Annotated in this window: 6 protein-coding genes; 4 read left to right on the plus strand and 2 right to left on the minus strand. The window is 62.3% G+C overall.

Annotated features, from left to right (window positions below):
- The coding region (locus EN893_RS18910; protein ID WP_245490862.1) for an amidase family protein at positions 1-496 on the minus strand (496 nt) is incomplete at its 3' end.
- A gap of 120 nt (positions 497-616) precedes the next feature.
- On the opposite strand from EN893_RS18910, the gene EN893_RS18915 reads away from it, so the two are divergent.
- Positions 617-964 carry a GFA family protein gene (locus EN893_RS18915; RefSeq protein WP_127268321.1) on the plus strand — a complete coding sequence of 116 codons (348 nt, stop codon included), beginning with the start codon at positions 617-619 and terminating at the stop codon, positions 962-964.
- 60 nt (positions 965-1,024) lie between these two features.
- On the opposite strand, the gene EN893_RS18920 is transcribed toward EN893_RS18915, so the two are convergent.
- A complete protein-coding gene (locus EN893_RS18920) occupies positions 1,025-1,933 on the minus strand; it encodes an SDR family oxidoreductase (RefSeq protein WP_127268320.1) in 909 nt (302 codons plus the stop codon).
- A gap of 99 nt (positions 1,934-2,032) precedes the next feature.
- Between EN893_RS18920 and EN893_RS18925 the strand changes: the two genes are divergently transcribed.
- The 3 genes from EN893_RS18925 to EN893_RS18940 all read left to right on the plus strand — a co-directional run bounded on the left by EN893_RS18925 (position 2,033) and on the right by EN893_RS18940 (position 4,700).
- Positions 2,033-2,611, plus strand: a complete 579-nt coding sequence (locus EN893_RS18925) for a TetR/AcrR family transcriptional regulator (RefSeq protein ID WP_236383011.1) — start codon at positions 2,033-2,035, stop codon at positions 2,609-2,611.
- A gap of 515 nt (positions 2,612-3,126) precedes the next feature.
- Positions 3,127-4,098: an AraC family transcriptional regulator gene (locus EN893_RS18935; RefSeq protein ID WP_164748935.1), complete on the plus strand. Its 972-nt coding sequence runs from the start codon at positions 3,127-3,129 to the stop codon at positions 4,096-4,098.
- A 170-nt stretch (positions 4,099-4,268) separates the two neighbouring features.
- Positions 4,269-4,700, plus strand: a complete 432-nt coding sequence (locus EN893_RS18940; protein ID WP_127268317.1) for a DUF4437 domain-containing protein — start codon at positions 4,269-4,271, stop codon at positions 4,698-4,700.
- The last annotated feature ends 167 nt before the right edge of the window (positions 4,701-4,867 follow it).

The following is a 4,867-nucleotide window of genomic DNA, read 5'->3' on the forward strand; positions in this document are numbered from 1 at the left end:
GTCCGCCACGCTGGACTCGATCGGGCCGCTTACCCGAACCGTCGCCCAGTGTGCCGCCGCCGACGGAAACGCCTGCGCCCGAGGAAGAGCCGCCCGGAATGCGGCTGGCGTCCACGGCATTGCCAGGCGTGCCGAAATGCCTGTTGTCGCCGATCGCGGTGAAGGCGAATTCGGTCATGTTGGTCTTGCCTATGATGACCGCGCCGGCCTGCCGCAGCCGGCTGACGATGGCCGCGTCGCTTTGGGCGGGCGCCGCGGTCTTGCGCATCAGCGAACCGGCCGTGGTCGGCTCGCCGGCGACATCGAACAGGTCCTTGATCGAGACGACGGTGCCGTCGAGCGGCCCTAGCGTCACACTTGCCCGCTTGCGGGCATCGCTGGCATCAGCCGCGGCCCGTGCGGCTTCGGCATAGAGCTTCGTGAACACGTGCTCTTCGCCGGCACGGGCGGCGAGGCGCGCAAGAATGATTTCCAGATGATCACGAACGGATTGCATTTTCGGTGTCGGACTCCGGACGCCTCGAACGTCTTAAGGGGGTGCGGCCAGTGCATGGCTTGCCCAGACTTAACCCGGCGCAGGCAGTTTTGCACCCTGTCGAATACGAGGAAAAGCCCGATGCTCTACAAAGGCAGCTGCCACTGCGGCAAGGTGGCCTTCGAATTCAAGGCCGAACTGACCGGTGCCATCAGGTGCAATTGTTCGATCTGCACGCGCAAGGGCGCCCTGCTGTGTGCCATTCCGCATGAGACCTTGCGGGTCCTGGCCTGGGGCGACGATTTGGGCACCTACACATTCGGCAACCATGCCATCGCGCACCGGTTCTGCCGGGCCTGCGGCATCCATCCCTTTGCAGAGGATGTCCGCGAAGGGCGTGAACGCAGCGCCTACATCAATATCAACTGCGTGGCCGATCTCGATCCCTCGACCCTGTCGGTCTTCGATTTCGACGGGCGGTCCGCCTGACGCAATTCCAGGAAAAGTGCGCAGCGGTTTTCCGTCCGGAATTGCGCAGGAACCAATTACCTATCGATAGCCCGTCGCATCGGCGGGCTTGCCGGCGTCCTGAACCTCGGGAACATAACGCCAGGCGTCGGGCCGTGAGCCGTCGAGGTCGGTAAAGCCGTAGACCTGCGCCAGCCCGCCGCTGGACAGCGACTGTCCGTTCCAGCGCGAGCGGTCCGGATCCGCCGCCAAAGCCGCAACGGCGCGGCCGACGAAACGTGGCGTCTCGGAAATGACGAAATGCGGCACCTCAGTGGTGGCGTCGCGCCAATTGCCCTCGCTCACGCCAAAGGCTTCCAGCATCATCTCCGAACGCAGCCAGCCGGGCGTCAGCGACACGGACGTTGCGTCGTGTTTTGCGAGATCCTGGGCATGCGCCCATGCCATGCGCGTCAGCGCGACCTTGGCGAGATCGTAGAATGGCGACAGCCGGTAGTGATCGGCATTGTATTCGGCCGTGCCGTCTGTGACCTCGACGAGCAGCCCGCCCGGACGTTCGATCAACAGCGGCAGCGCATGGTGCGCGGTGATCAGATGCGTGTCGATGCCGAGCCGCAGCATGCGCAGGCCATTGTCCAGATTGTGGTCCCAGACCGGTTTGTCCCACTCGAACAGTTTCTCGCCACCCCAGATGTCATTCACCAGTATGTCGAGCCGGCCTTGTTCGGTGCGGATGCGCTCGACCAGTTTGCGCACATCGTCGGCCACCAGATGATCGATCTGAACGGCGATGCCCTTGCCTCCGTTCGCCGAGACCAGTTCCGCTGTTTCCTCGATGGTTTCGGGCCGGGCATATTCGGATTGCTGGGCGCGCGTGCTGCGCCCGGTGACATAGACGGTGGCGCCGGCTGCGCCGAGTTCGATCGCTATGCCCCGTCCGGCGCCGCGCGTCCCGCCGGCGACCAGAGCAACTTTCCCTTGCAGCGTCATTGAACTCTCCCAAAAACGGACTCATCGATCAGACAAGGCTGGCTTGTGCTGTTCGCGCCATATATATAAATGATCATTCGGTTATATCGGGATGTCAAGATGACACGGCCAAAAACCCAGTCCGACGAGCAGGTGCTGGAGACCGCGCACCGGCTAATCCACGAGCATGGTCCCGAAGCACTCACCTTCGAGCGTCTGGCAAAGGCCTGCGGTCTCTCCGGTGCAACGCTGGTGCAGCGCTTCAAGAACAAGGTGCAGCTGAAACAGCGCACTTTGCTGCACGCCTGGGACGGTCTCGACGAGAACACCAGAAAGCTGGCAGCCACCGTTCCCAGAACCCCCACCGGTGCGGTCGCGTTGCTGGTGGCGCTGTCGCAATCCTATGGCGGCATCGAATCCTATGCCGAAGGCCTGCTTGTCCTGCGCGAGGATCTGCGCGATCCCGTGCTCAGGGCGCGGGGTGCGGCCTGGAAGGCGTTCCTGTGCGACACACTTGCAGCCTGTTTTGCCAAGACGCCCAACCCGCCACGCGACATCGGCCTGCTGATGGCCTCGCATTGGCAAGGCTCGTTGCTGTGGTGGAGCTTTGACCCGGCGATCGAAGTGGCCGCCTATGTCGAGGACAGCCTGAACCGCTTCGTCGCTGCCATCACAACGGCGCCGGCCCGAAAACCGTGATGGTTCTTGGCGTCTCGGCTATGAATCCGATGCCGCCTTCGGCCGCGCCTTCAAGCGCGTCATCGGCTCGGCGCGCAGCCATCTCCGGGCCGAGGAACAGGCCGATATCCGCCAGGCCAGCTGACGCACAGGGTTTCGAACTCAGCTTGCCAAAGGCAGCAGCCAGTTCGGTGGTCCCGGCAGCTTTTCGCGATAGGAATTTTTTCTTGACTCGGTGACCTCAGCTATGCTACATTTCTGTCTATGGTGCTGATTTGCGCCAGTGACCCGCCGCACAGGCGGGTTTTTCGTTTGATGCTCCGTCCCTACGCCTGGCGAAAGCTCCGAAGGAACCCGTTGACCCGAGTTCGTTGCCCTGAGCCGACGCATGGAGGCCGTGACGGACTGGTGATTCCAGGCTAAAGCAATTCCAGGAAAAGTGTGAAGCGGTTTTTCCGTCCGGAATTGCGTCAAAACAAAGAGATAGAGCGGTTCAACGTTTCCGTTAAACGATGAACTGCTCTAGAAAAATCCGCATGGTTTTCACCTCGCCCAAGACTGCCTTGCCGGCCTCGGAGGGTCCGCTCACCGACATCTTGCGCGGATTGCGGCTTGATGGCGTCGACTATGGCCGCTGCGAACTTTCAGAGCCATGGGCCGTGTTGTTTCCTGCCCAGAAGGCAGCAAGATTTCACTTCATTGGCCGCCGCGGATGCTGGCTGTTCTCGCCAGCCGGAGAATGGATTGAGCTGACACCCGGCGATGCGTTGCTCTTGCCGCGCGGCGCCGAGCATGTCGTTGCCAGCGCGCCTGGCATTCCTGCCGTGCCGATCGAAAGCTACACTGTCGAGCCTTTGCAGGACAATGTCTTCAATGTCTCCAATGGCGGCCACGGCCCGAAAATCTTGCTGTTTTGCGGCAGCATGCACTTCAACCTGGACGGATCGCACCCCTTGCTGGGCATGATGCCGGACATGATGCGCGCCAAGGAATTGATGGCTGGCGAGCCAGGTATTCCGCATCTGCTGCAAGCCATGGCCGGCGAGATCACCATGAACCGCGCCGGTTCCGGCGGCATGCTGGCGCGGCTGGCCGACGTACTGGCTGCAAGCATCATCCGTTCATGGGTGGAAAACAGCGGCGGCGACACCAGAGGCTGGATCGCGGCGATCAGGGATCGCGACATCGGCCGCGTAGTTGCCGCCATTCATCTGCAGCCCGACAGGAACTGGACTGTCGAAGCGCTGGCGCGCGAAATGGGCGCCTCGCGATCGGCCTTCGCCGAACGCTTCACGGCCGTCGTTGGCGAAACACCGGCGAGATATGTCGCCCGGATACGCATGCACCAGGCGCGGCAATGGCTGATCGATGATCGGATGCGGGTTTCGGTGGTCGCCGCCAGACTGGGTTACGATTCCGAAGCGTCGTTCAGCCGGGCGTTCAAGCGCATCATAGGCATCGCGCCCAGCCACCTGCGCACCGTCGACGGCAGCTCCGAAAACCGCTGAGGCGATCCCGGATCCGCGGCCATGGATCGCAGGGTCTGGATGAATTGCCGGGTCTGGATGAATTGCCAAGCCTTCCGGACGCAATGCCATTGCCGGGCCACCCGCATGCAATAGCTTGCCATAACCAGGCAGCCAGAGGCCGGCGTCCAGTCGGTCCGAAGAGGAGAACCATGCCAGATCATCTGAAGGTCATCGCACTCGCCGTCATGCTTGCGGTTCCCGGGCGCGCCTTTGCCCTCGAGGACAGCTACCTGCCGGCCGACAAGATCCCCTATGTGGCGGAAGTACCCGACCAGCCGCATCGTCTTGGCCCATTGTGGGGCGAGCGGGCCAAGGGCCCGGCAGGCACGTTGCTGAAGGTTCCCGGCAACTGGCGTGCACCGGTCCATGCGCACACCGCGGATTATCGCGCGGTGGTCATAAAGGGGCTGTGGGCGCACTGGCAGATGGATGGCGGCGAGGCGACCAAGGTCGAACTGCCTCCTGGATCCTACTGGACCCAGAAAGCCAATGAGATGCATGACGACGCCTGCGTCTCCGACACGGAATGCGTGATCCTGCTGATCAACGACACGCCCTACGAAACCTACTTCCAGAAATAGGCTGGGATGCGGCCTCACGCATGTCGCCCAAAAGTGACCTCGGTTTTGGGAGAACGACATGCACAAAAACAAAGACCTAAAGCGCGTCGCATGAATCCGTTTCAGCGCGACGCGCTTTATGAGGCGTGCCGCAAGCTGACGCCGCTGCCCTTGTCGAACAGCACCAC

Source organism: Mesorhizobium sp. M7A.F.Ca.CA.004.04.2.1, from assembly GCF_004022825.1.
GTDB lineage: Bacteria > Pseudomonadota > Alphaproteobacteria > Rhizobiales > Rhizobiaceae > Mesorhizobium.